Source organism: Streptomyces venezuelae ATCC 10712, from assembly GCF_008639165.1.
Lineage (GTDB): Bacteria > Actinomycetota > Actinomycetes > Streptomycetales > Streptomycetaceae > Streptomyces > Streptomyces venezuelae.
The window spans coordinates 527,419-553,241 of record NZ_CP029197.1; the positions used below are offsets into that span (position 1 = coordinate 527,419).

Consider the following 25,823-nt stretch of genomic DNA (forward strand, 5'->3'; position numbering starts at 1 on the left):
CCCGTCACGTCAGGGTCCCTTCAGTTCGTTGTCGATGAGGTCGAAGAGCTGGTCGACCGTCGTGGCCTCGCCGATCCGGTCGCCGATCGAGGTGTCGTCGGCGCTCGGGCCGCCGGCAGGCCCTTCGGTGAGCCGTGCGGTGAGGGCCCGGAGCCGTTCGACGAGCCGGTCGCGGGCGGCGGCGTCGGGGCGGTCGCGGTCCACGGAGGCTTCGAGCCGGGCCAGTGCGCCGAAGACGGTGCCTTCCGCCGCCCGGATCCCGGCGTGCTTCCCGCCTTCCGTCCCGCCGTCGGTTCCGGCGTCCTGCCCGGATTCCGGGGTGAGGCCCTGTGTCCGGAGGGCGGCGAGCAGGTGGCGGGCGATGGCCGTCGACGTGGGGTGGTCGAAGGCGAGCGAGGCGGGCAGGTCGAGTCCGGTGCGCGCGCCGAGTCGGGTGCTGAGGTCCACGGCGGAGACCGAGTCGAGCCCGAGGTCGGTCATGCTGCGGTGCGCCTCGATCTCGTGCGGGCCGTCGAAGCCCGCGACCGCGGCGATCTCCCCCCGTACGAGATCGGTCAGCCGCCGCTCCCGCTCGTCGTCGGTGAGGGGGGCCAGGTCGGCGCGGAGCCGGTCCGGGCCCGGGGTGTCGCCGGTCGGCGGCGCGGGTGCCTCCGGTACGGAGGTGGCGCCGCCGGTCCGGGTCGGTGCGGAGGCCAGCCAGTACCGCCGGTGCTCGAAGGGGTAGACGGGCAGGTCGACGGGGCGGGTGGGGCCCCCGGCGAAGAACTCCCGCCAGTCGACGGGCACTCCGCGCACATGGGCCTGGGCGACCGCGTCGAGGAGCGAGCGCACCTCGGAGCGGCCACGGCGCAGTCCGCCGCAGAGGGCGGGTCCCGAGCCGGGGGCGCCGGCGGCCGCCATGGTGGTGAGCTGCCGGTCGGGTCCGAGTTCGAGGAAGGCGGTGACGCCCTGGCCCGGCAGGGCGCGTACGGCGTCGGCGAAGCGCACGGTCTCCCGGACGTGCCGCACCCAGTGGTCGGGCGACCTGAGGTGGGCGGGGTCGGCCGGCCGTCCGGTGAGGTCGGAGATCATCGGCAGCAGCGGCGGCCGGTAGGTGACGCGCGCGGCTGCGGCCCTGAACTCCTCGACCATGGGGTCCATGAGGGGCGAGTGGAAGGCGTGGCTGACCCGGAGTGCGGTGACCCGGCGTCCACGGGCCCGGAAGGCCTCGCCGACGGTCCGTACCGCCTTCTCCTCCCCTGAGACGACTACGGAGCGCGGGCCGTTCACCGCGGCGATCGCCAACACCCCGTCGGTGGCGCGGAGTTCGGTGCGGAGCTCGTCCTCGGTCGCCTCGATCGAGGTCATCGCGCCGCCGGGCGGCAGCGCGGCCATCAGCCGGCCCCGGGCGGCGACGAGCGAGGCGGCGTCGGGGAGCGACAGCACCCCGGCCGCGTGTGCGGCGGTCAGCGCGCCGACGGAGTGCCCGAGGACCACGTCGGGGACGACGCCCCAGGACTCCACGAGCCGGTACAGGGCCCCCTCCAGGGCGAACAGCGCGGCCTGGGTGAAGTCGGTACGGTCGAGCAGCGCGGCCCGCGCGGTGCCGTCGGGCGCCCACATGACATCCCGCAACGGCCGTTCGAGATGCGGATCGAGGGCGGCCCAGGCCGCGTCGAGCGCCTCGGCGAAGACCGGGAAGGCGGCGTACAACTCCCTTCCCATGCCCGGGTGCTGGCTGCCCTGGCCGGTGAACCCGATGGCGAGCGAGGGCTCGGCGGGCACCTCGTCCGGTTCGGCGCCGCCGTCCTCCCCGTCGGCGAAGGACCGCAGTCGACGCTCCAGTTCGGCCCGGCCCTCCACCACGAAGGCGGCACGCCGGGGAAAGGCGGTACGTGTGGTGGCGAGGGCGGCCGCGAGGTCCGGGACGGGCAGGCCCGGGTCCGCGCGGACCGCGTCCAGGACGCGCTCGGCCTGACGGCGCAGGGCGGACGGGGTACGGGCCGACAGGAGGACCGGCATGGTGTCGGGGTGCACGGCCGGCGGCAGGGCGGGCGGCGCGTCGGGCTCGGGGGCCTGTTCCAGGACGAGGTGGACGTTGGTACCGCTGACGCCGAAGGAGGACACGGCGGCGCGGCGCCGGTCGCCGGTCACGGGCCAGGGGGTGTGTTCCCGCAGGAGACGGACGGCTCCGCCGGACCAGTCCACGGCCGGCGTGGGCCGTTCGGCGTGCAGGGTCCTGGGCAGCTCGCCGTACCGGATCGCCTGCACCATCTTGATGACGGCGCCGACGCCCGCCGCGGACTGGGCGTGCCCGATGTTGGACTTGAACGAACCGAGCAGCAGGGGGCGTTCGGGGTCCCGGCCCCGGCCGTAGGTCGCGAGGAGGGCGTTGGCCTCGATCGGGTCGCCGAGCACGGTCCCCGTGCCGTGCGCCTCGACGGCGTCCACGTCGCCGGGGGTCAGGCCCGCGGCGGCCAGGGCGCGGCGGATCACCTGCTGCTGCGCGGGTCCGCTCGGCGCGGTCAGGCCGTTGCTGGCGCCGTCCTGGTTGACGGCGCTCCCCCGGATCACGGCGAGCACCGGGTGGCCGTGGCGGCGGGCGTCGGAGAGGCGCTCCAGGGCGACGACGCCGACGCCCTCGGACCAGCCGGTGCCGTCGGCGCCCTCGCCGAAGGCCTTGCAGCGGCCGTCGGCCGCGAGGCCGTGCTGCCGGCTGAACTCCACGAAGGTGCTCGGGGTCGCCATCACTGCGACCCCGCCGGCGAGGGCGAGCGAGCAGTCGCCACGGCGCAGGGCCTGCGCGGCCAGATGGACGGCGACGAGGGAGGAGGAGCAGGCGGTGTCGACGGTGAGGGCGGGGCCGTTGAGCCCCAGGGTGTAGGCGAGCCGTCCGGAGGCGACGCTGCCCGCCGTGCCGGTGCCGAGGAGTCGTTCCAGGTCCTCGGGGAGGTCGCCGGTGTGCTGGGCGTAGTCGTGGAACATCAGCCCCACGTAGACGCCGGTGTCCGTGTGCCGCAGGGACGTGGGGTCGATCCCGGCGCGTTCGACCGCCTCCCAGCCGACCTCCAGGAGCAGCCGCTGCTGCGGGTCCATGGCGAGGGCCTCGCGCGGGCTGACGCCGAAGAACGCCGCGTCGAAGTCGCCCGGCGCGTCGAGGAACCCGCCGGAGCCGGTGGCGGAGGTGCCGGGGGCGGTGCCGTCGCCGCTCAGCAGCCGTTCCAGGTCCCAGCCGCGGTCGGTGGGGAACGGGCCGATCGCGTCCCGTCCTTCGGCGACGAACCGCCACAGGTCGTCGGGGGAGGCGATGCCGCCGGGGTAGCGGCAGCTCATGCCGATGACGACGACCGGGTCGTGGGCGTCGTGGCGGGGGCCGGTCCGGTGGGACGTGCCGGCGTCCTCGGACGTCCGCCGGGCCGCGTCCGTCGCGGGCCGCGCGCCGAAGAGTTCGCCGTCCAGGACGGCGGCGACGGCGGCGGGCGTCGGGTGGTCGAAGGCCAGGGTCACGGGCAGCCGCAGACCGGTCCGGGCGGCCAGCCGGTCGCGCAGGGCGACGGCGGTGAGGGAGGTGAGCCCCAGGCGGGTGAAGGCGAGGCCGGCGTCGATCCGCCGCGGGGCGTCGAGCCCGAGGACACCCGCCGCCTCCTCCCGTACGAGTGCGGTCAGGGCCCGTTGCCGCGCCCTGCCGGGGAGAACCCCGAGGCGTTCCCGCAGCCCCTCGTCGAGGGCCGCGGGGGCGGCGGTGTCCTCGGCGTACCGGGGGAGCATCCGGCGCAGCCGTTCGGCTCCGGGGGCCCGGAGGGTCCAGGGGTCGGTACGCAGCACGAGCGCGGGGCCGCCGGCCGTGGCCCGTACGGCGTCGAGCGCGTCGCCCGCCTCGCGGGCGGTGAGCGCGGCGAGGCCGGGCTGCGGGGCGTCGGGGGCGACCGGGCCGAAGGCCAGGAAGGTCGCGTGGGCGACGTCGTGGGTGAGCGCGGCGGCGTGGGCGGCGGCCGCGGCCTCGGACGGGTCGCCGGGGGCGGCCCTCCCGCACAGGACGAGGGTCGTGCCTTCGCTCCGGCGGGTCAGGTCGAGCAGCCGGCCCGCCGCCTCTGCGTCGGCGGGGGCGGTCACCGGGTGGACGACCAGGGCGAACGGGCGGTCGGGCCCGAGCGCGCCGAGCAGCGCGGAGGCGCGCTCGGCCGTGTCCGGGCGCCCGGTCCGTACGGTGACGGTGGCGCCGAGCCCGGTCAGGTCGGCCGCCAGGGTGGCGACGGCGCCGGGATCACCTTCCTCCCCGGCGTCCGCCAGGACGAGGTCGCGGACGCCGTGGTTCACGACGAGATGGGTCGCGAGGACGCGGGAGATCCCGGTGCCCGCCCCGGTCACCAGCGCGGCACCGGGCCCGCCGGACGGCAGCGCGACCTCTCCCGCCGCCCGCACCCGGGCCAACCTGGGGACGAGCGCCGCCCCGGACCGTAAGGCGAACTCGGTCTCGCCGGCGGGCGCCGACAGGACCGCCAGCCAGGCCTCGACGTCCGGGCTCGGTACGTCCGAGCCGGGGGCGTCCCCGGTGTCGGCGTCCCGGGCCGCCGCGCCCGCGAAGGCGCCGTCGGCTTCGGCTTCGGCTTCGGCTTCGGCTTCGGCTTCGGCGAGGCCACCGGTCGGCCGGGGGTCCTCCGGGCCCAGGTCGACCAGGACCGTGCCGTCCCCGCCCCGGGCCAGGAGCCGGGCGCGTACGGCCGAGGCCGTCGGGTCCGGTGTGTCGTCCGGGCCGGTGGACACACCGGAGCGGGTGAGGAGGAGGGTCCGGGCCGCGGGCGGGCCTTCCGCCGTCCGGAGGGGCGACTCGGCGGCGGCCTCGGCCGGCGCGTCCGGGTCCGGAGCGGGGGCCGTCAGCAGGTGTCCGTCGAAGGGCCCGGCGGCGCGGGCCGCCGCCGGGTCCGGGAAGGTCTCGGCGACGCCGCCCCTTCGGCGTACGGCTTCGGCGAACGCCGGTACCTCCGCGCCGATCACGGCCCACCGTGCGGCGCCCGCCGGTTCCGCCGCCGCGTCGGGAGCCGGGCACTGGACCCAGGTCGTACGCCACAGCCGCTCGTGGTGGCCGGTGCCGAGGGCCCGGAGGCGGGCCGGGAGGCCCGGCAGCGCCCGGCGGGTGACCTTGCCCGAGCCCGTGACCGGGAGGGCGGCGATCTCGTACAGCTCCGCCGGGACCTTGAAGTAGCTGAGCCGTTCCCGGCACGCCGCCAGCGCCTCTGCGGGCGACCAGCCGCCGGCCGCGGGGACCACGTACGCCACGGGGACCTCGCCGAGGGCCTCGTCCGGGCGGCCGGTGACCGCCGCGTCGGCGATGCCGGGCACCGTCCGCAGGACGTCCTCGATCTCGCCGGGCTGGATGTTCTCCCCTGCCCTGATGACGAGTTCCTTGACGCGGCCGGTGATCGTCAGACGCCCCGCGGCGTCGCGCCGCGCCAGGTCCCCGGTGCGGTACCAGCCGTCGCGGAGCGCGGCGGCCGTCTCCTCGGGCCGGTCGTGGTACCGGAGCAGCAGACCCGGGCTCCTGACGAGGACCTCCCCCTCGTCACCGGTCCGCGCGTCGCGGCCGGTGCGGGGGTCGACCAGGCGCAGTTCGCTGCCGGGCACGGCGGTCCCGACGGTGCCCGGGGGGCGCTCGGAGTCGGGGCGGCTCAGGGTGATCGCCCCGCAGGTCTCGGTGGCGCCGTAGCTGTTCACGAGCGGCGCGCCGAGCACGCGCTCGACGGCGGAGGCGAGCTCCGGGCCGGTCGCCGCGCCGGTGACCACGCAGAGGCGCGGTTTCGGGACGCTGCCGCCGGCCTCCTCCACGGCCTCGACCGCGGCCACCAGACGCAGGTACATCGACGGGACGCCGAGCAGCATCGTGCACGGCTCGGCCCGCAGGGCGTCGAGGACGTCGCGGGCGCCGAAGCCGGGGAGGATGCGTGCGGTGGCGCCGCTGACGGTCACGCCGAGGACGCAGAGGATGTGCGCGAGGCTGTGGAACAGCGGCAGTGGCCACAGCAGCCGGTCGTCGGGTCCGAGGCCGAGGACGCCCTGGTAGGAGGAGCGCACCGACCAGAGGCAGGCGCGCTGGTGGGAGACGACGCCCTTGGCGGCGCCGGTGGTGCCGGAGGTGTAGAGGATCCAGGCGGGTTCGTCGAGCCCGAGGTCGTCCCGGGGGGCCTGCGCCGGCTCGCTCCCGGCGAGCTCCTCGAAGGAGAGCGGCCCGTCGGGGCCGGGTGCCCCGTCCGGGGCGGACGTCCCGTCCAGGGCGGGCGCGCCCTCGGAGGCGGGCGCTTCGGGCCCGGGACCGTGCGGGCCGCCGCCGGGGCCGTACCCCCGTGCGAGCACCACCCGGATGCCCTCGCGGGTGGCCCGCAGCCGCTCGACCTGGTCGAGGTGCGGGCCGTCCGTGATGACGAACCGGGCGCCGCTGTCGTCGAGTTGGTGCGCGAGTTCGGCGTCCGACGACTGGGGGTTGACCGGTACGCCCACGGCGGCGGCGCGCGTGACGGCGAGGTAGCTCTCGACCGTCGTGACGCTGTTGCCGAGGAGGATCGCGACCCGGTCGCCGCGCCGGAGTCCGTGCCCGGCGAGATGGCCGGCCAGCCGCCCCGTACGCTCGGCGAGCCGTGCGTAGGTGACGTGGCGCTCCTCGTCGGCGAAGGCGACCTTGTCCGGACGGTCGAGCGCATGGGCCCGCAATACCGCTGATAGGGGCCGGATGTCATCGACTTGCGTCACTCGTACGCTCCTGCCTGCTCGAGCTCGCCCGCCGGCCTGCCGTGGCCGGCGAGCACACCTGGCGTAACGCTAGAAAGCGCAGGTCGGCGAGTACAACCCCTAATTATTCCCCCGATTCAGCGGCTGTTCCGGATTCCCCAAGGAGTCGTCCAGAGGCCGTGCAGAAGGCGTTCAGCCCGTCTCGTCGAACCTGACTGGGTCCAGCCAACACAGTGCCGTGGATGCCCGCTCCGGCGGGTCTCGGCACGTTTCGGATCGGGAAGGTCGAGCATGCCGTCCACTCTCACCGGCATACCCACTGAATTCGACGTCATCGTCATCGGTGGTGGCCCGGCCGGTGCCACCACCGCCGGGCTTCTCGCCAAGCGCGGTCACCAGGTGCTGATTCTCGACCGCGAGCGTTTTCCGCGCTATCACGTCGGCGAATCGCTGATTCCGGTCGTGATGGCCCCCATGGCGGAAATGGGGCTGACCGAGCGGATGGAACAGCGCGGATTCGAGCGCAAATACGGCGGCACGTTCGTCTGGGGAAGCGAGCAGGCGGCCTGGGACTTCTCCTTCGTCGACGGCGGCGACTACCCGTTCGCGTACCACACCCGGCGGGCCGACCTGGACGCGATGATCCTGGACCGGGCGCGGGAGCTGGGCGCGTTCGTCGTCGAGGACGCCACGGTCAAGGAGCCCGTCGAGGAGGACGGCCGGGTCACCGGCGTGCGCTTCGCGGTGCGCGGCGGCAAGGAGACGTACGAGGTCAAGGCCGCCATGGTGGTGGACGCCTCCGGCCAGGCGCGGGTCCTCACCCGCCGGTACTCCGAAATCCACTGGCACGACAAGCTCCGCAACGTCGCCGTGTGGACGTACTTCGACAACTGCGAGCGGCTGCCCGGCGACCAGTACACCAACATCCTCATCGAGGGCATCGAGAACGGCTGGTTCTGGGGCATCCCGCTCGACAAGGGCACGGTCAGCGTCGGTTTCGTGACGCCGAGCTCGGTCGCCGGCGAGAGCGACCAGAACCTCGAACAGCTCTTCCGCGACGAGGTCGAGAAGACGACCAAGCTGAAGCACATGCTGCGGGACGCGCGCCAGTCGGCCGGCTTCCGCAGCGCCCGGGACTGGTCGTACACCAACCAGACGGTGTTCGGGCCGGGTTGGGCCGCCGTCGGTGACGCGGCCGCGTTCGTCGACCCGCTGATCTCGACCGGGGTCGCCCTCGCGACGACCGCGGGCTCCATCCTGTCCCGGGTGATCGACAAGGTCCTCCAGTACCCGGAGATCGAGGAGGTGGCGCTCAAGCGGTACGCCACCGCCTACCTGAGCTTCTTCAACGAGGTCCGGTCCTTCGTGGAGCGCTTCTACGACCGGTCGTTGAAGAAGGAGGACTACCACAAGCTGGCGCAGTCGATCATCGACCCGGAGGAGAAGAACACCCCGGCGAACGACTTCGTCACCCTCCTCGCCGGCCTGCGCGGCAAGCACCTCGCCCTGAACATCACCGTCGACGACCTCGTACCGGAGCCCGAGTTCTCCGCCACCACCGAGAACTGAGCCGACCGGCCGAACGTCCAAGGGAAGGAAAAACTGGTGCCAGGCAAGAACTCCGCCCCCGCGGCGGCAGACCGGTACGACGTGGCGATCCTCGGCAGCGGCATGGCCGGCGGCATGCTGGGCGCGGTGCTCGCCCGCAACGGGGTGCGGACCCTGATCCTCGACGCGGGCACCCACCCGCGCTTCGCCGTGGGCGAGTCGACCATCCCGTACACCTCGGGGCTGGCCCGGCTGATCGCCAAGCGGTACGACGTGCCCGAGCTGAAGGCGCTGTCGAACTACAAGGGGACCATCGAGGAGATCTCCCCCAACTGCGGCCAGAAGCAGAACTTCGGCTTCGTCTACCACCGCGAGGGGCAGCCGCAGAACCCGCGGGAGATCAACCAACTGGTGGTTCCGCTCGACCTGCGCACCGAGACCCATCTGTTCCGGCAGGACGTCGACGCGCACCTGTTCCACGTGGCGGTCAGGTACGGCGCCGACGCTCGGCTCGCGACCCGGGTCACCGACATCGAGATCGACCCGGACGAGGGCGCGGTGCTGCGCACCGAGCACGGCGAGGAGTTCCGGGCCTCCTACGTGGTCGACGGCAGCGGGTTCCGCTCGCCGCTGGCGGAGAAGTTCGAGCTGCGCGAGACGCCCACGCGGGCCAGGACCCACTCGCGCTGCCTGTTCACCCACATGATCGGGGTGAAGCCCTTCGACGACTCGCCGACCGCGCGGGAGCACGACCAGCCGAGTCCGTGGCACCACGGCACGCTGCACCACGTCTTCGACGGCGGCTGGCTCTGGGTGATCCCCTTCGACAACCACGACGCGGCCCGCAACCCGCTGTGCAGCGTGGGCCTCACGCTGGACCCGCGGAAGTACCCGAAGGGCGAGCTGCCGCCGGAGCGGGAGTTCGAGGACTTCCTCGCCCGGTTCCCGGAGATCGCCTGGCAGTTCGAGGGCGCGAAGGCGGTCCGTCCGTGGGTCTCCACCGGCCGGCTCCAGTACTCGGCCGGGACGGTCGTCGGCGACCGGTACTGCCTGACCTCGCACGCCGCCGGATTCATCGACGCGCTGTACTCGCGCGGCCTCGCCAACACCCTGGAGCTCGTCAACGCCCTGGGCTGGCGGCTCATCGCGGCCTCCCGGGACGGCGACTGGTCGAAGGAGCGGTTCGCCCACGTGGAGGCCCTGCAGCAGGGTCTGTTCGACTTCCACGACGACCTGGTCTACAGCTCGTTCGTCGGCTTCGGGCACTACGAGCTGTGGAACGCCGTCAACCGGACGTGGATGCTCGGCACGATGAGCGGCAACATGATGGTCGAGGACGCCTACTACCGGTACAGCGAGACCGGTGACCCGGACGTCTTCCTGGAGACCGAGCGCTCGGGCAACCCGGGATCGCCCCTCCCGATCAGCGAGAGCTTCGTCCGGATGGGCACGCTGACCCGGGAGCTGTGCGAGGCCGTCGAGGCGGGCGACGTCGATCCGGCGGACGCCGCGGCGCGCATCCACGAGTACATCCAGAAGGAAGTGGACTTCATCGCGCACGCCGACAAGTTCGGGCTGCCGGAGAACCGCTGCTTCAACATGACGCGGGAGCGGATGGAGGCGGCCGAGGAGTGGTCGCGCACCCAGGCCCCGCCGGAGATCGGCGAGCGCATGCTGAACGCCGCCCGGGGCATGGCGCTCGCCAAGGAGGCCGAGTCCGGGAGCGGTGGCGGGGGGTACTGACCCGGGTCCTGCGGCCACGGCACGGCGCCACACGCCGTGCCGTGCCGAGGGCTGTGCCGCGGGCCGTCCGGCCCCTTCACATCGATTTCCGACCGTTCCCCACCGTTCCCGACCGTTCCCAGTCCGCGTCCCCGTGACCGAGGCGAGTGAGGACCCATGTCGCACCAGCGGTACGAAGCCGATCTGCGCCGTCTGATGGCGGGATTCCCCACGGGCGTCTCGGTCGTGACGGCGATCTCCCCCGACGGGGTCCCCTGGGGGATGACCTGCACCTCGCTGTGCAGCGTCGCCCTCGATCCGCCGACCCTGCTCGTCTGTCTGCGCGCCGGCAGCCCCACCCTGGGCGCGGTGCTGGACAGCGGGTCGTTCTCGGTGAACCTGCTGCACCAACACGCGCGCGCCACCGCCGAGTTGTTCGGCTCGGGTGCCGTGGACCGGTTCGACCGCTCGGCGTGGGTCGCGGCGACGGACGGCGGCGCCCATCTGGTCGAGGCGGCGCACACGATCGCCGACTGCACGGTCACGGCCGAACAGCCCGTCGGGGACCACGTGGTGGTGATGGCGCGGGTCACCCTGGTCACCGCGCTGAGCCGGCCGTGGCCGCTGCTGTACGGCATGCGCCGGTACGGATCGTGGGCGGAGGACGCGGAGAACGGCTTCCTGTCGTACGACTTCATCTCCTGACGGCGGCGGAGGGAACGGCGGACCATGGTCGTCACCGTGATCGATCCCTACCCGATGCCGGACCCGGACCCGCTCTCCGCGAACCGGGTCGACTGGCGCCCGGATCCCGGGCGTTCGGCCCTGCTGGTGCTGAACATGCAGGGCTTCTTCCTACGGCCGTACGTCCGCGGCGCCTCGCCGCTGACCCCGCTGCTCGCCAACTGCGCCGCCCTCCTGGCGACCTGTCGCGGGCTGCGGATGCCGGTCGTGCACACCGTGCAGCCCGGCACCCAGGCGCCGGGCGAGCGCGGCCTCCTCACGGACTTCTGGGGGAAGGGCCTCGACGACGTCCTGGAGGACGCGGCGATCGTGGACGAGCTGGCCCCGGACGCGAGCGGCTGTGTGCTGTCCGCCTGGCGCTACAGCGCCTTCTTCGGTTCGGGTCTCGAACGGCGGCTGCGGTCCGAGGGCCGTGACCAGCTGCTGATCTGCGGGGTGTACGCCCATCTCGGCGGCGTCACGACCGCGCTCGACGCGTTCAGCCACAACCTGGAGGTGTTCCTCGCGGCCGACGCGGTCGCGGACTTCAGCGAGCGCGAGCACCGGGCGGCGCTCGCCTGGGCGGCGAGCTGCTGCGCGGTGGTGAAGCCGACCGGGGAGCTCACGGCGGAGCTGCTCGGACAGGGGTTCCGGTAGGGGGATGCCGCTCGACAAGCCCATTCCGCGTGGCTACTATTTTTACATGTACAAAAACTCGGCACGAGAGGAACGGGCCGTAAGCCCCGGGGGCATCCTGGCCACGGTCTCCGTCGCCCAGCTGATGGTCTCGCTCGACGTCTCGGTGGTGAACGTCGCTCTGCCGTCGATGCGGACGGCGCTCGGCTTCGACGAGTCGGGACTGTCCTGGGTGGTCAACGCCTACACACTCACCTTCGGCGGACTGCTGCTCCTGGGCGGACGGGCCGCCGACCGATTCGGCCGCAGGCCACTGCTGCTGCTCGGCCTCGCGCTCTTCGGCATCACCTCGCTCCTGGGCGGTCTCGCCCAGGACCCGGGCCAGCTGATCGCCGCGCGCGCCGCGCAGGGCGTCGGGGCGGCGCTCATCGCCCCGGCCGCGCTCGCGGTCCTGACCACGAGCTTCCCCGCGGGACCACAGCGGGGCAAGGCCCTCGGCGTGTACAGCGCCGTCACGGCCGGCGGCGCGGCCGTCGGCGTCGTGGTGGGCGGGCTGCTCACCGAGTACATCAACTGGCGCTGGGTCATGCTGGTGAACGTCCCGATGGCACTCGTCGGCGCCTGGCTCGCGACCCGGCACGTCCCGGCGGCCGGCGCGGGCGACACGGCCCGGCGGCTCGACGTGGTCGGCGCCGTCCTGGCCACGCTGGGCACGTCGCTGCTGGTCTTCGCACTGGTCAGGACCGACACCGAGCCGTGGGGCTCGACGACCACGATCGGCAGCCTGATCGTGGCGGCGGTCCTGCTGACCGGGTTCTTCGTCTACGAGGGCACCTACGCCAAGGAACCCCTGCTCCGGCTGGGTGTGCTCACCAACCGGTCGGTCTCCGCCTCGAACCTCTACATGATGATGGTCTCCATCAACATCTTCACCTCCTTCTACTTCGTCTCGCTCTACCTCCAGCAGGTCCTCGGGATGGGCGCGCTGAGCGCCGGTCTCGCCTTCCTGCCCTTCTGCCTGGGCCTCGTCGTGGGCTCGCTGTACGCCGTCAAGCTGCTCGCCCGGTTCCCGGCCCGGCAGCTGCTGATCGTCGGCGGCGTCATCGGCGCGATCGGGATGTTCTGGTTCAGCCGGATCAGGCCCGACGGCACCTTCCTGGTCGACATCCTGGGGCCGTCCCTCGTGACCAGCTTCGGCATCGGACCGCTGCTCGTCCCGATCGCCAACGCGGCGACCGCGGGGGTCGCCCCGAACGAGGCCGGGATGGCGTCGGGCCTGCTCAACAGCGCCCGCCAGCTCGGCGGCAGCATCGGCCTCGCCTCGATGAGCGCGGTCGCGGCCGCCGCCACGGCGGGTGCCGCCGCGTCGGACTCTGTGCGCGAGCGGCTCACCTCCGGGTACGGCATGGTGTTCGCCGCCAACAGCGCGCTGCTCGTCTTCGCTGTCCTCGTCGCCGTGTTCCTCCTCCCCCGCCGGAGCCCCGGCCCCGTGCCCGGCCCGGCGCCCCGTCCGGGCGGCGGGGCGGGCGCCCGCTCCGACGTACGGGCCGGGGAGGCGGCTCCCGCGGACCGGGGCGGCCGCGGCTGAGCCACCCCACCATCCGACCGGCCGTGCGGGCTCTCCCCCGCGCGGCCGGTCCGTCGTGTGCGCGCCCGTGCGCGCCGCCGCGCTGGCCCGGACCCTCCAGGTCAGGGCCCCCGAGAGAACGTCCAGCACTCCTTCAGACGGCCGCGCGCAGACTGAACCCGTCGCGGCGCGAGGAGGTGCACACGGATGGTGCTGGTCGAGCGGGAGCGTCACCTCACGCAGCTGTCAGCCCTGTTGGAGAGGTGTCTGGACGGGGCGGGAAGCGTCGTCGTGCTCCGGGGCCCGGTGGCGGTCGGCAGGACGGAGCTGCTGCACACCTTCGCGGAGCGGGTCGCGGGCCCCCGGGTGCGTTTCCTGGGCGCCGCGGCCTCGCCGGAGGAGCGGCAGCTGCCCTTCGGCCTCCTCAGCCAGCTCCTGCACGGCGCCGGCGCCGCGTACGCGGAGCGGGCCGAGGCGCTGATCGGCCGCCCCGGCCGGCCGGAGGGCGAGGCCGGTCCGCAGGTCCTGGAAGGGGTCGCCCGGATCCTCCTCGACATGAGCGCCGAGGATCCGCTGCTGCTCGGCGTCGACGACGTGTCGCACGCGGACACCGACTCGCTGCGCTGTCTGCTCTTCCTCGCCCGGCGGCTGCGCCGCGCCCGGGTGATGCTCGTCCTCAGCGACCAGGACGGCTCCGGCTCCCGGCACGCCGACGTCCGCGGCGAGCTGTCGCGGCTGCCGTACTGCACGCAGATCCGGCTCGACCCGCTGTCCTGCGACGGGGTCGCGGCCCTGCTCGCGCACGACCTCGACGCCCATGTGGCGCACAGTCTCGCCGCGGGCGCCTTCGCCGTCACGGGAGGCAACCCGCTGCTCGTACGGGCGCTCGCCGAGGACTGGGAGGCACACGCCCGGGCGGCGGGAGCGGAGCCGCCCACGGCCCTCGTGGTCGGTGACCGGTTCGCCGAGCGGGCCGTGAGCTGCCTCCACCGGTTCGGTCCCGACGCGCTCGCCGTGGCCCGGGCGGTCGCGGTCATCGGGGAGGCGCCGGACGCGGACCTGGTCGCCCGGCTCACCGGCCTCGGCGCGATCGAGACCCGCGCCCTCCTCGAACTCCTCGGCACCTCGGGGCTGTTGCGGGAGGGCCGCTACCGGCATCCGGTGGCCCAGGCCGCCGTCCTCAGGGACTTCGGCGCGGCCGGGCGCGTCGCCTGGCACCGGAGCGCCGCCGCCCTGCTGCACGCCGACGGCGGCCCGCCCGTCTCGGTCGCCCTCCAGCTCATCGCCGCCGGGGACACCGACGAGCCCTGGGCACCCGCCGTGCTCCAGGAGTCCGCCGCCCGCGCGACCGCCGGCGGTCAGGTCGACTTCGCCGTCGACTGCCTGGAGCTCGCCCACACCCTCGCCGACGACGAGCAGCAGCGGGCCGTGAGCCGGGCGGTGCTCGCCGAGGCCGAGTGGCGCCTCGACCCCGCCCGCGTCGTACGCCACCTCGGGCAGCTCACGGACGCCCTGCACCGGGGCCACCTGACGGACCGCCAGTCCCTCTCCGTGCTCGAACACCTGCTGTGGCACGGGCGGGTGGACGAGGCGGCCACCGCCCTCGACCGGCTCGCCAGGACGGAATCCGGGCCGGACGCGGCGGAGCTCGGAGCCGTGCGCGCCTGCCTCGAGCTCTGCTACCCGGCGCAGCGGCACCACCGCACCACCCGGTCCCCGGCCCCCGTCCGCACGCCCCCGCCGGGCTCCGCGCCCTCCCTGGTGGCCACGGTGCTCGCGGCGGTGCGGGGCGAAGGGGCGGTGTCCGGCGACCACCTCTGGCAGGGTCTGCGCACCGACGAGCCGCTGACCCGGATCGCCCTGGGGCTGCTGGCCCTGGCCAGGCCCGAGCGGCTGGCCACGGTGGCGCCGTGGTGCCTGCCGGTCCTCGCGGACGCGGCGGGTCACGAAGGACCCGACTGGCGCGGACTGGTCACCGCGGCACGCGCCGACGCGGCGCTGCTGAGGGGCGAGCTGCCGGCCGCCGGCACGTTCGCCGCCGAGGCCCTGGCCGAGTCGTCGGCGGCGAGCTGGGGCGTCCTGGCCGGAGCGCCGCTGGCCTGTCTGCTCGTCACGGCCGTGGAGACGGGGCGGCTGGAGGAGGCCGCCGCGCAGCTGAACGTCCCACTGCCGGCCGCGCTGATGGAGACGCCGTTCGGGCTCCGGTACCTGCGGGCGCGGGGGCAGTACCACCTGGCGATCGACCGGCCGTACGCGGCGCTCAGCGACTTCCGGGCCTGCGGCCGGCTGCTGCGGGACTGGGCGGCGGACGGGCCCCGTCAGCTGCCGTGGCGGATCGACGCCGCCCAGGCGATGGTGCGGCTCGGCCGCCGGGCGGAGGCGCGCGCACTGCTCGAGGAGCAGCTCGACGGCCTGCCCGTCGACGACGAGCGCACCCTCGGCCGGGCGCTGCGGCAGCTGGCGGCGACGCTGGAGCCGCACGAGCGGCCGCCGCTGCTGGGCGACGCCGTGGAGGCGCTGCAGGCGGCGGGTGACCGGGTGGAGCTCGCGCACGCGCTGGCCGATCTGGGCAACGCCCATGCCGCCGCCGGTGATTCGCGCCGCGCCCGGCCGGTGCTGCGGCGGGCGTGGCGGGCGGCGCGGGAGTGTCACGCGGAGCGGCTCGCGCGGGTCCTGCGGCCGGGCGCGGCGAGTACGCCGCCGGCCGGGGCCGCGTCCGGCGGTCCTGGCCGCTCCGGCGGCCCCCGGGCCTCCGGTGGTGTGCTCGGCGGTGAGCAGGCGGCGGAGCTGAGCGCCGCCGAGCGGCGGGTAGGGGGTCTGGCGGCGCGGGGGCACAGCAACCGGCAGATCGCCCAGCGGTTGTGCATCACGGTGAGCACGGTCGAGCAGCATCTGACGCAGGTCTACCGGAAACTCGGGGTGCGCAGCCGCACGGACCTTCCGGGATTTCTCGAGGACGAGGAAGAACCGTCGGGGGTGAATTCGACGGCGGGTTCGCCGCGTACCGACCCCTTACTCGCCGATGCCTTTTCTCATTCATCCCCCTATTCCCCCTAGGGAGCCCGGTGACGACCTTCACAGAAGGAGGGGTCTCCAGTGTTCCGCATTCCGTGGCTAGGCTGACTCCGCGAGTCTTTCACAGAGCATCGAGGGCCTTTCCACCGACTTGATCGAGGGGCAGTCAGAATGATCCTCAGTGAACGCACGACCCCTTGGGCCGCCACGCGGAGCGGGCCGACCGTATTGGGAGTCGCCACCGCCAACCCGGATTCCTCCTATTCCCAGGAGGACCTCCTCGACCTGTACGACATCGAGGATCCGCGTATCCGTTCGGTGTTCCTCAACAGTGCGATAGAACGGCGTTTCCTGAACGTTCCGCCGTACGGCGACGACGGCCGGCCCCGGATGGAGACCCAGGGCGAACTGCTCGCCAAGCACAAGGTGCGGGGCACGGAGCTGGGCGCCCGGGCGCTGCAGACCTGCCTCAAGCGCATCGGCGCCGCCGTCAGCGACATCGGGTATCTGGTGTGCGTCACCTCGACGGGCCTGCTGACGCCCGGGTTCAGCGCGCTGCTCATCCGCGAGCTGGGCATTCCCACGGACTGCGGCCGCCTCGACATCGTCGGGATGGGCTGCAACGCCGGCCTCAACGCCCTGAACGCCACCACCGGCTGGGCCTCGGCCAACCCGGGCCGGATCGCCATGATGGTGTGCGTCGAGGTGTGCTCGGCGGCGTACGTCTTCGACGGCACGATGCGCACCTCGGTCGTCAACAGCCTGTTCGGGGACGGCTCCGCGGCGATCGCCGTGTCGCACGCCCCGGACCGGCCGGGCCCGCAGGTGCTGAAGTACGCGAGCCGCATCGTGCCGGACGCGGTCGACGCGATGCGCTACGACTGGGACGACGACCAGGGCAAGTTCAGCTTCTTCCTCGACCGTGACGTGCCGTACGTGGTGGGCGCGCACGCCGAGGAGGTCGTCACGGACCTGCTCAAGGGGACCGGGCTGCGGCGCAGTCAGATCGCACACTGGCTGGTGCATTCCGGGGGCAAGAAGGTCATCGACTCGGTGTCGGTCAACCTCGGCCTCACCCGGCACGACGTCCGGCACACCACGGACGTGCTGCGCGACTACGGCAACCTCTCCAGCGGCTCCTTCCTGTTCTCGTACGAGCAGCTGCTGCGGGAGGGCGTGACCCGCCCCGGCGACTACGGCGTCCTCATGACGATGGGCCCCGGGTCGACCCTGGAGACGGCGCTCGTCCGCTACTGAGCCGCGGCCCCCGCCACGGGCGCCGGACTCCTCGTACCACCCACTCCCTCTGTCCGTACCGACGATCAGGACACAGTCATGTCTTCTTCCGATCTCGCGCAGGCTCCGGCCGCCCCCGACACCGTCCTCGACATCGACAGCACCCGTCCGCTGTGCCCGCTGCTGGTCGCGGACGTGACCGCGCTCTGCGACCGCATGGAGGACGCCGGGGGCGCGTCGAGCGCCGTGATCCGGCTGCACGGCACGGGCCCCGCGGAGAACTGGCCCGGTGACGTCGGCATCGATGTGGTGAGCCGCTGGGAGCGGGCCCTGCGGCGGCTCGAACAGGGCCGGTTCGCCAAGATCGTGACCGTCGAGGGGGTGTGCAGCGGCCCGGCGCTCGACGTGCTGCTCACCGCCGACCACCGGATCGGCGCGCCGGGCGCGCGGATCGCCGTGCCCGTGAACAACGGCGGCGTCTGGGCGGGCATGGCCGTGCACCGCCTGACCCATCAGCTCGGCGGTCTCGTCGCCCGCCGGCTCGTCCTGTTCGGCGCGGAGCTCTCGGCGCGGCGTGCGCTGTCCCTGGGGCTGCTCGACCAGACGGCGAAGGATCCGGCGGCCGTCGCCGCCCGGCTCGCCGAACGGTTCGCGCGGCTGGACGCCGCCGAGCTCGCGATCCGGCGGCAGCTGGTGAGCGAGGCCGGGGTGACCGCCTTCGAGGAGGCGCTGGGCAAGCATCTCGCCGCCTGCGACCGGACCTTGCGCCGGACCAGGGACGAGTTCGCCGGCGCTCGCGGCAACGCCTGATGGCCGCCGGGGAAGGGGCGCGGAACATGACGGTGCGTCCCGTGCCGGCCGAGGAGCGGTGGTCCGCCGCGCCTCCGGTGCCCACCGGCTCGCTGCCCGCCGACGCGGGCGCCCTGATGGCGTACACGGCGGACGCCGAGAAGGTACTGGCCGACCTGCCGCCCAAGTCGGGGCGCGACCCGGAGCAGCGGCGGCTCGCCACCGAGGTGCTCGCCGACCAGCGGCGGGCCCGCGCCGCGTTCCTGAGACTGCACGCCGAGCGGGTCTACCACGTGCTCACCGGCGGTCTGCGGGAGCAACTCTCCCTGTCGGAGCTGGTGTTCGCGGCGGCGGAGGCGTTTCCCGGGCTGACGCCGACCGAGGCGCAGATGGCGGCCGAGCGGGAGTGCGCGCAGGCCGACAAGGACGGCCGGGAGATCGACCAGGGCATCTTCTTCCACGAGGTGCTGCGGTCGCCGGAGGCCGGTCCCCATCTGATGGACGCGCTGCTGCGGCCGACCCGGCGCGCCCGGTCGCTGCTCGGCGAGTTCGGCCGGACGGGGAGCCTGGAGCTGGGCACCGTCCGGCTTGAGCGGATCGGCGAGGCGGCGCACCTCACCCTATGCAACGGCCGGTTCCTGAACGCGGAGGACAACCAGCTCGTCGACGACCTGGAGACGGCCGTCGACCTCGCGCTGCTCGACGACCGCGTCAAGGTGGGGGTGCTGCGCGGCGGGAAGATGACCCATCCCCGCTACCAGGGCCGGCGGGTCTTCTGCGCCGGGATCAACCTGGTCGACCTGCACCAGGGCCGGATCTCGTTCGTGGACTTCCTGCTCCGCCGTGAACTGGGCTATCTCCACAAGCTGATCCGTGGTGTCCGGGTCGACGACGCCTGGCCCCGGCCGCTGGTGGAGAAGCCGTGGGTGGCGGCCGTCGACACCTTCGCGATCGGCGGGGGCATGCAGCTGCTGTTCGCCGTCGACCACGTCGTCGCGGCCGCCGACGCGTACTTCAGCCTGCCGGCGGCCCAGGAGGGCATCGTGCCGGGCATGGCCAACCTCCGGCTGACCTCGCTTGCGGGCGGCCGCCTCTCCCGGCAGGTGATCCTTTCCGGCCGCAAGCTGTGGGCCCGCGAGCCGGAGGCGCGGCTGGTCTGCGACGAGGTCGTCGACCCGAAGCTGATGGACGCGAGCGTGGCGGCCGCGGTCGCCCGGCTCGCGAGCCCGGCCGTCGTACCCAACCGGCACATGATCAACCTCGCGGAGGAGCCGGTCGACCGACTCCGCGCGTACGCCGCCGAGTTCGCGCTCGAACAGGCCTTGCGGCTCTACAGCCCCGACGTGATCGACAAGGTGGACCGGTTCAGCGCCGGCCGGTCGGCGGCGCGGCCAGGAGGCGGCTCGTGAGGCCCGTCGACGCGATGCTGGAGGTGCTGCGCGACGAGGGGGTGACCCGGGTCTTCGGCAACCCGGGCACCACCGAACTGCCCTTCGTCGAGGCGGTCACGGCGGCCCCCGACCTCCACTACGTCCTCGGCGTCCAGGAGGCCTCGGTGGTCGCGATGGCCGACGGGTACGCCCGTGCCACCGGCCGCCCGGCCTTCGTGAGCCTGCACATCGCGGCCGGTCTGGCCAACGGCATGGTCGGGCTCCTCAACGCCGGCCGCTCCCGCACCCCGCTCGTGGTGACCGCGGGCCAGCAGGACCGCCGTCATCTGGCGCAGGACCCCATGCTCTCCGGCGACCTGGTCGGCATGGCCCGGGCGGTGGTCAAGCACACCTTCGACGTCCAGCACGCCCACGACCTCCCGGGCATGCTGCGCCGCGCCTTCGCGCTCGCCGTCCAGCCGCCCGCCGGCCCGGTGTTCCTCTCCATCCCGATGGACCTCCTGGAGGAGGAGACGGCCATCGACCCGCCCGCGCCCCGGTCCGTGCGGTGCGGGCTCGGCCCGGCCGCCGGCTGGCCGGAGGCCGCCGAGAAGCTGGCCGCCGCCCGGCACCCGGCGATCGTCGCGGGCGACGGGGTGGGGCGCGACGGCGCCGTGGCCGAGCTGGTGGCGCTCGCCGAGGCGCTGGGGGCCACCGTCTTCCACCAGCCGATGCACGACGGCGTGGACTTCCCGACCACCCATCCGCTGCACGCCGGCATGCTCGACGCCCGCCACTCGGCGATCAGGAGCGCCCTCGAAGGGCACGACGTGGTGTGCATCGCGGGCACCCGGGCGTTCATGGCGCACCACTACGAGCCCGGCTCGCCGATCCCCGCCGGGACCGAGGTCGTCCAGCTCGACGACGACCCGGCCGAGCCGGGACGCACCTTCCCCGTGGCACTCGGTCTGGTCGGCGGGATACGGGTCACGCTGGGCGCGATGGCGGCCCAGCTCGCCGGGAAGGTCCCTGAGGCACCGGGCCGGGCCGCGGAGGCCGGGCGGGTCCACGAGGCCGCCCGGGCCCGGGTGCGGGCGCGCGCCCTCGCCGGGTACGGGGACGCCCCGATGGACCCGCTGGCCGCCGTGCACGCGATCGCCGCCGGCCTCCCGGCGGACGCCGTCGTGGTGGAGGAGGCCATCACCAGCGGGCTGCTGCTCCGCTCCGTGCTGCCGCTGGAACGCCCCCGTTCCTATGTGCACACGGTGGGCGGCGGCCTGGGTTCCGGCATCGGCGCCGCCGTCGGGACCCGGCTGGGGGATCCCACGCGCCCGGTGGTGGCCGTGCTCGGCGACGGCTGCACCCTGTTCGGGCTGCAGGGGCTGTGGAGCGCCGCGCACTACGGCGTGCCGGTCACCTTCGTGGTGATGAACAACGGCGAGTACCGGACGCTCAAGGAGACGGCGGCGCGCCGGGAGCGCGGCCGGGCTGCCCGCCGCCGCGCGGGAGGCCTCGATCTCGTCCCGCCCCGCCTCGACCTGGCGCCCGCCCGGGACTTCCTCGGCCTCTCGGGTGCCCCGGGCGGCCCCGACGGGCTCGATCTCGCGCCGCCCGAGCTCGACTTCACACGGCTCGCCGGGTTCTTCGGCATCACCGCGGTACGGGCCCGGTCGACCGCGCACCTCGCGGAGACCGTGGCGTGGGCCGCGGGACAGCCGGGGCCCGTGCTCGTCGACGTACCCGTCACGCGTCACGCCCACCCCGCGTGAGCGGGAAACCCGCACGCCGGAACCTCAGGAGGAACGCATGACAGGCCTGGTCGACGTGGACGGGCTCACGGGGACGCTGTTCAGCGACGGATGGCGGGCCCCGGTCGCCGGGGGCGCCGTAGAGGTGACCGAACCGGCGACGGGGAAGACGCTCGCCCGGGTCGGCGTCGCCGACGCGGCCGACGTCGCGAAGGCCGCGGCCGGCGCGGCGCGGGCCCAGCCGGCCTGGGGCGCCCTGCCCGCCGCCGCCCGCGCGACGGTGCTGCGGCGCGCGGCGGCGGTGCTCGACGGGCACCGCGCGGAGGTGGCCCGGTGGCTGATCCGCGAGGGCGGCGGCGTCCGGGCGAAGGCGGAGACCGAGATCGCGGACACGGTGGAGGAGCTCCTCCAGGCGGCGGCCCTGCCGACCCGGCCGCACGGTCAGGTCCTGCCCGCCGAGCCGGGCCGGTCGAGTCTGGCCCGCCGGGTGCCGCTGGGGGTGGTCGGGGTCATCAGCCCGTGGAACGTGCCGCTGCTGCTCGCGCTGCGCTCGGTGGCCCCGGCGCTGGCCCTGGGCAACGCCGTGCTGCTCAAACCGGACGTCCGTACGGCGGTCTCCGGCGGTCTCGTGGTGGCCCGGCTCTTCGAGGAGGCGGGGCTGCCGGAGGGGGTGCTGCACGTGCTGCCGGGTGACGCGGTGGCCGGGAGCGCGCTGACGGCCGAACCGGGGGTGGCGATGGTGTCGTTCACCGGGTCGACCGCGGTCGGGCGGGAGGTGGGGGCCGCGGCGGGGCGCGGTCTCAAGCGGGTCTCGCTGGAGCTCGGCGGCAACAACGCGCTGATCGTGCTCGACGACGCCGGTCTCGCGGCGGCCGCGGCGGCCGGGGCGTTCGCGTCCTTCTTCCACCAGGGCCAGATCTGCATGGCGGCGGGTCGGCACATCGTGCACGCCTCGGTCGCCGAGCCGTACACCCGGCTGCTGGTCCGGGAGGCCCACCGGATGTCCGTGGGCGACCCGTGGACCGACCGGGTCGACCTGGGGCCGATGATCGACGCCCGGCAGTTGCGGCGGACCCATGGGATCGTCCGCGACAGCGTCGCGGCGGGCGCCGCGCTGCGGGCGGGCGGGCTGCCGGACGGGCCGTTCTACCCGCCGACCGTGCTCACCGGGGTGACCCGGGAGATGCCGGCGTTCACCGAGGAGATCTTCGGTCCGGTGGCGCCGGTGATCGTCGTGGGGGACGACGACGAGGCGGTGGCCGTGGCGAACGACACGGAGTACGGCTTGGTGGCGGCGGTCCGGACGGGTTCGGTGGAGCGGGGGCTGCGGCTCGCCGACCGGCTGCGGACGGGCATGGTCCACGTCAACGACCAGACCGTGAACCACCAGGCGGTGGTGCCCTTCGGCGGCTTCGGCGCCTCGGGCAACGGGGCCCGGCACGGGGCGGAGTTCGCCTGGGACGCGTACACCCAGTGGCAGTGGGTCACGGCCCGGAGCGACGAGCAGGACGGGGCCTAGACGAGTAGATCCGATGTGATCAGTGGTCGAACGCGATCAGCGAGCGGGTGACAGGTGCGCCGGTCTGGTGGTTGTGCCAGATGCCGGCGGCCATCGCCAGGACGCGCTGGGCGACCCGGATCGCAACGCCCGCAAAGGTCCGCCCGCCGTGTTGTTCCAGGTCGAGCTGCCCCCTGAGGGTGTCGTTGACCGACTCGATCAGCTGGCGGACCTTCTTGAGCATCGGCTCGCCAGAGCGCTGCTTCTCGCGCTTGAACGCGGGCCGCAGGAGCTCGATGCCCAGCTCGGCGAGTTCCTGCTCGAACGCCTTCGAGGCGAAGCCCTTGTCGGAGATGAGCAGGATGCCTTCGCGTCGGGTGACCAGTTTGGCATCGACCTCGAGCATCGCGGCCAGGACCTCGCGCTCGCCGAGCTTCGGGTTGGCCAGTGCCCACAGGATCGGCATGCCGGTCGGAGTGCAGACCAGGTACAGGCGCAGGCCCCAGAAGAACCGTGAGTGGGAGGCGCAGTGGCCGTAGCCGGCCCAGCCCGCCAGGTTCGAGCGTTTCACGGTCGGGCGAGACATGCCGCACGGCACCGGGGTGGAGTCGGTGATCCCGACCGTGTCGGTCCAGAAGTCGCTGTCCCGGGCGAGTTCCCTGATCATGCGCTTGACCAGCGGAAGTGCTGCACGCAGTCGCTTGTTGTAGCCCGCCACGCTGGGGCAGGTAGGGAAACATGCCGTTCAGGTGCTTGCGCGCGTAGCGCAGCCAGCGGGCCTCGGAGTGGCAGCCGAGGAGTGCCTGCGCCACGGCCAGGCAGACGAGTTCGGAGTCGCTGAGCAGAGGCGGTCGGCCCATCCATCGCGTTCCTCCGATCTCGTCGTCGATCTTCACGTAGAGTGCGGTCAAGAGGGTGTTCAGGTCGGTCGTCACAAACTGATCTTGACCACCCTCGTCCCTTTGGCGGGGCGGAACTTCGGATCTACTCGAGATCGGTCCCGGAATCAGCCGGGGCAGCACGAGAGAAGAGGCGATCGTGGGGGAACTGGACGGCAGGGCCGCGCTGGTGACGGGCGGCTCGCGCGGGATCGGGCGCGCGGTCGCCCTGCGGCTCGCCGCCGAGGGGGCGCTGGTCGCGGTCCACTACGGGGGCAACGACGCGGCCGCCGCGCAGACCGTGGCGCTGATCGCCGAGGCCGGCGGCAGGGCGTTCGCGGTACAGGCCAGGTTCGGCGAGAGCGGCGCGGTGGACCGGTTGTTCGAGGGGCTCACCGCCGGGCTGGCGGACCACGGTGCGGACGGGCTGGACATCCTGGTCAACAATGCGGGCATCCACTCGGTCAGCTCGATCGGGCAGCTCACCGAGAAGGAGTTCGAGCGGCTTCTGTCGGTCAACGTGAGCACGCCGATCTTCGTGGTCCAGCGGGCGCTGCCGCTGCTGCGGGACGGCGGACGGATCGTCAACGTGGGCTCTGCGGCCACCCGGATCGCGAACCCCCTCCAGATCGGCTACACCGTCACCAAGGCGGCGCTGGCTGCCCTCAGCCCGTCGCTCGCCAACGAGCTGGGTCGGCGCGGGATCACCGTGAACACGGTCGAACCCGGGGTGGTGCTGACCGACATGACGGCCGGGTGGACCGGCGTTCCGGAGGCGGTGGCCGGACTTGAGGCGATCACCGCGCTCGGACGGATTGGCGAGCCGGGGGACGTCGCAGATGTGGTGGGCTTCCTGGCGGGCCCGCAGGGCCGCTGGGTGACCGGCCAGATCATCGACGTCTCCGGCGGTACCTACCTCGGCCCGATCACTGGCGGGTGAGCCGCCGCCCGGCCAGGTACCAGGTTGACGTCGGACTGGGCGGAGCGGAACTTCGGATCTACTCGTCTAGGGGGTGCGACCGCCCAGGGGGCACGGCATCCGTGCCCTCGGCACTCGGCACTCGGCACTCGGCACTCGGGGAGGCCGGTGACCGCGTGGCGCACTCGACAGGTGCCCTCGCGACGGTAGAAACGACGGCATGCCACCGCTCCGGAACATGCGTCAGAAGGCACTCGTCACTGCGGCTGCCGGCACGCTTGCCGTGTCGGCCGCTCTGGTCTCCGCCTCTGTTCTTCCCGCCCGGGCTGCTGCGGCGGACGAGAGACCCTTGCTGGTGACGCTGGGGGACAGCTTCATTTCCGGTGAAGCCGGCCGGTGGGCCGGCAACAGCAACGAGTCCGCGGCCGGTCACGCGGGCACCGACCGGGCATGGGACCCGCAGACCCGCGCCAGTGACCCCCACACGGTGTACGGCGCCAGCTACGACGACGGCTGCAATCGTTCCGACAGCGCCGAAGTCCACTCCGCTCCGGGGTCGGACCGGCGTGTCAATCTGGCCTGCTCCGGCGCCACGTCGACGGCGATCCTGCTTCCCGAGAACGGCGGCGAACCCTTCAAGGGCCGGCCCTCCCAGGCGGAACAGCTCCAGATGACCGCCGACGGCCACCCCGTGCACGCCGTCGTCATCTCCGTCGGCGGCAACGACCTCGGCTTCTCGGGCATCATCAGCGCCTGCGCCAAGAACTTCGTGAAACCCCCGCTCTTCGCCAAACCCTGCTCGCCCGAGCAGGCCAAGGTCGTCGACCAGCGCCTGCCGGCCATGCGCGCCGCCGTCACCGCAGCGGTCCGCGACGTACGCACCGCGATGACCCGGGCAGGTCATCCGGCCGGCAGTTACCGGCTCATTCTGCAGTCCGCGCCCAGCCCGCTGCCGGACGCCGCTCGGATCCGGTACCCCGGCGACAAGTACGACCGCCTCTACACCGGTGGCTGCCCGTTCTTCGACAAGGACCTGACCTGGGCGCACGACGAGCTGGGACCTGCCGTCAGCGCCGGTCTCGCCCGGGTGGCCCAGGAGCAGAACACCGAGTTCCTCGACCTCTCCCACGCATTCGACGGGCGTGAGGTCTGCTCCGACACCACAAGCCAGGTCGGGAAGGGCGAGCGTCCCTCCAGCGTCCGCAGCGAGTGGGTCCGCTTCACCACCAGCGGCCTGGGACAGGGCCAGCGCCAGGAGTCTCTGCACCCGAACTACTACGGCCAACTCGCTCTCGGCACCTGCCTCGGCCTGGTCCTCGAGCGGAGGCCGGGGGCCTACCGGTGCGACAACGTTCCCCGGCAGTCACCCCAGTCCATGACGGTGCGACCCGCCGACTTCTGATCCCCTCAGCACGGGCCCCCGGGGTGGCGTCGCGCAGGGCCCCCAGGAGAGTGATCATTCCGCTCGCCCGTCA

14 protein-coding genes and 1 pseudogene are annotated in these 25,823 nt (G+C 73.7%); 13 read left to right on the forward strand and 2 right to left on the reverse strand.

All coding sequences use genetic code 11. The features are described from left to right. Positions 1 to 9 precede the first annotated feature (9 nt). Positions 10 to 6,720: a type I polyketide synthase gene (locus DEJ43_RS02345; RefSeq protein ID WP_015031692.1), complete on the reverse strand. Its 6,711-nt coding sequence runs from the start codon at positions 6,718 to 6,720 to the stop codon at positions 10 to 12. Positions 6,721 to 6,990: 270 nt separating this feature from the next. Between DEJ43_RS02345 and DEJ43_RS02350 the strand changes: the two genes are divergently transcribed. The 11 genes from DEJ43_RS02350 (at position 6,991) to DEJ43_RS02400 (ending at position 22,572) form a co-directional block, all read left to right on the forward strand. After that, complete coding sequence (locus DEJ43_RS02350; RefSeq protein ID WP_015031693.1) at positions 6,991 to 8,268, forward strand: NAD(P)/FAD-dependent oxidoreductase; 1,278 nt, start codon at positions 6,991 to 6,993, stop codon at positions 8,266 to 8,268. Positions 8,269 to 8,304: 36 nt separating this feature from the next. Then, on the forward strand, positions 8,305 to 9,990 hold the full coding sequence (locus DEJ43_RS02355) for an NAD(P)/FAD-dependent oxidoreductase (RefSeq protein ID WP_015031694.1): 1,686 nt from the start codon (positions 8,305 to 8,307) through the stop codon (positions 9,988 to 9,990). Positions 9,991 to 10,146: 156 nt separating this feature from the next. Next, positions 10,147 to 10,674: a flavin reductase family protein gene (locus tag DEJ43_RS02360; protein ID WP_015031695.1), complete on the forward strand. Its 528-nt coding sequence runs from the start codon at positions 10,147 to 10,149 to the stop codon at positions 10,672 to 10,674. A gap of 24 nt (positions 10,675 to 10,698) precedes the next feature. Further along, the gene (locus DEJ43_RS02365) at positions 10,699 to 11,349 is read left to right on the forward strand and encodes an isochorismatase family protein (protein ID WP_015031696.1); all 651 of its coding nucleotides are present in this window, start codon (positions 10,699 to 10,701) and stop codon (positions 11,347 to 11,349) included. A 46-nt stretch (positions 11,350 to 11,395) separates the two neighbouring features. After that, positions 11,396 to 12,916, forward strand: coding sequence for an MFS transporter (locus tag DEJ43_RS02370; RefSeq protein ID WP_051025816.1), 1,521 nt, complete (start codon positions 11,396 to 11,398; stop codon positions 12,914 to 12,916). A gap of 186 nt (positions 12,917 to 13,102) precedes the next feature. Next, the gene (locus DEJ43_RS02375) at positions 13,103 to 15,952 is read left to right on the forward strand and encodes a helix-turn-helix transcriptional regulator (protein WP_015031698.1); all 2,850 of its coding nucleotides are present in this window, start codon (positions 13,103 to 13,105) and stop codon (positions 15,950 to 15,952) included. 129 nt (positions 15,953 to 16,081) lie between these two features. Continuing rightward, positions 16,082 to 17,167 (forward strand): 3,5-dihydroxyphenylacetyl-CoA synthase DpgA, encoded by a 1,086-nt coding sequence (gene dpgA / locus DEJ43_RS02380; RefSeq protein WP_015031699.1) that lies wholly within the window; start codon positions 16,082 to 16,084, stop codon positions 17,165 to 17,167. Between the two features lie 78 nt (positions 17,168 to 17,245). Next, on the forward strand, positions 17,246 to 17,956 hold the full coding sequence (dpgB, locus tag DEJ43_RS02385; RefSeq protein ID WP_015031700.1) for an enoyl-CoA-hydratase DpgB: 711 nt from the start codon (positions 17,246 to 17,248) through the stop codon (positions 17,954 to 17,956). 26 nt (positions 17,957 to 17,982) lie between these two features. Then, a complete protein-coding gene (dpgC, locus tag DEJ43_RS02390; RefSeq protein ID WP_106433808.1) occupies positions 17,983 to 19,344 on the forward strand; it encodes a (3,5-dihydroxyphenyl)acetyl-CoA 1,2-dioxygenase DpgC in 1,362 nt (453 codons plus the stop codon). Then, a complete protein-coding gene (locus tag DEJ43_RS02395; RefSeq protein ID WP_015031702.1) occupies positions 19,341 to 21,074 on the forward strand; it encodes a thiamine pyrophosphate-binding protein in 1,734 nt (577 codons plus the stop codon). The genes dpgC and DEJ43_RS02395 overlap by 4 nt, the downstream gene beginning before the upstream one ends. A 37-nt stretch (positions 21,075 to 21,111) precedes the next feature. Further along, positions 21,112 to 22,572, forward strand: a complete 1,461-nt coding sequence (locus DEJ43_RS02400) for an aldehyde dehydrogenase family protein (RefSeq protein WP_015031703.1) — start codon at positions 21,112 to 21,114, stop codon at positions 22,570 to 22,572. A gap of 19 nt (positions 22,573 to 22,591) precedes the next feature. Here the strand turns inward: DEJ43_RS02400 and DEJ43_RS02405 are convergent. Then, positions 22,592 to 23,486, reverse strand: a pseudogene (locus DEJ43_RS02405) (IS982 family transposase). A gap of 103 nt (positions 23,487 to 23,589) precedes the next feature. Between DEJ43_RS02405 and DEJ43_RS02410 the strand changes: the two are divergent. Beyond that, positions 23,590 to 24,369 (forward strand): SDR family NAD(P)-dependent oxidoreductase, encoded by a 780-nt coding sequence (locus tag DEJ43_RS02410; RefSeq protein WP_015031706.1) that lies wholly within the window; start codon positions 23,590 to 23,592, stop codon positions 24,367 to 24,369. 334 nt (positions 24,370 to 24,703) lie between these two features. Further along, positions 24,704 to 25,750 carry a GDSL-type esterase/lipase family protein gene (locus DEJ43_RS02415; protein ID WP_015031707.1) on the forward strand — a complete coding sequence of 349 codons (1,047 nt, stop codon included), beginning with the start codon at positions 24,704 to 24,706 and terminating at the stop codon, positions 25,748 to 25,750. Positions 25,751 to 25,823 lie beyond the last annotated feature (73 nt).

Coding starts and splice junctions, on each gene's coding strand:
- DEJ43_RS02350 (WP_015031693.1), top strand. CDS start 6,991: ATGCCGTCCACTCTCACCGGCATACCCACTGAATTCGACGTCATCGTC.
- DEJ43_RS02360 (WP_015031695.1), top strand. CDS start 10,147: ATGTCGCACCAGCGGTACGAAGCCGATCTGCGCCGTCTGATGGCGGGA.
- DEJ43_RS02365 (WP_015031696.1), top strand. CDS start 10,699: ATGGTCGTCACCGTGATCGATCCCTACCCGATGCCGGACCCGGACCCG.
- DEJ43_RS02370 (WP_051025816.1), top strand. CDS start 11,396: ATGTACAAAAACTCGGCACGAGAGGAACGGGCCGTAAGCCCCGGGGGC.
- DEJ43_RS02375 (WP_015031698.1), top strand. CDS start 13,103: ATGGTGCTGGTCGAGCGGGAGCGTCACCTCACGCAGCTGTCAGCCCTG.
- dpgA (WP_015031699.1), top strand. CDS start 16,082: ATGATCCTCAGTGAACGCACGACCCCTTGGGCCGCCACGCGGAGCGGG.
- dpgB (WP_015031700.1), top strand. CDS start 17,246: ATGTCTTCTTCCGATCTCGCGCAGGCTCCGGCCGCCCCCGACACCGTC.
- dpgC (WP_106433808.1), top strand. CDS start 17,983: ATGACGGTGCGTCCCGTGCCGGCCGAGGAGCGGTGGTCCGCCGCGCCT.
- DEJ43_RS02400 (WP_015031703.1), top strand. CDS start 21,112: ATGACAGGCCTGGTCGACGTGGACGGGCTCACGGGGACGCTGTTCAGC.